At 47.8% G+C, this 360-nt stretch carries 1 rRNA gene; it reads left to right on the top strand.

What is annotated here, in order from left to right:
• Positions 1 to 195 precede the first annotated feature (195 nt).
• Positions 196 to 311, top strand: a 5S ribosomal RNA gene (rrf, locus tag BK660_RS29845).
• The last annotated feature ends 49 nt before the right edge of the window (positions 312 to 360 follow it).

Raw genomic sequence — 360 nt, 5'->3', positions numbered from 1 at the left:
GTTGAGCTAACCAATACTAATTGCCCGTGAGGCTTGACCATATAACACCCAAGCAATCTGTGAGCTCGAAAGAGGCCAGATTGCGGTGTGTGAAGACGATACATTGTCGAAAATTCGAAACGAAACACACAAATCTATTACATACCCATTCGCTGGAGCGTGATCCGCAAGGAGAACGACCTGGCTACCGAATTTCTTGACGACCATAGAGCATTGGAACCACCTGATCCCATCCCGAACTCAGCAGTGAAACGATGCATCGCCGATGGTAGTGTGGGGTTTCCCCATGTGAGAGTAGGTCATCGTCAAGATTAAATTCCGAAACCCCTATCTGCGTATGCAGGTAGGGGTTTTGTTTTG

It is taken from the genome of Pseudomonas brassicacearum (assembly GCF_003732265.1).
Taxonomy (GTDB): domain Bacteria; phylum Pseudomonadota; class Gammaproteobacteria; order Pseudomonadales; family Pseudomonadaceae; genus Aquipseudomonas; species Aquipseudomonas brassicacearum_D.
Note: the sequence above shows the minus strand (reverse complement) of the source record. Positions and strands in the feature narration are given on the sequence as shown.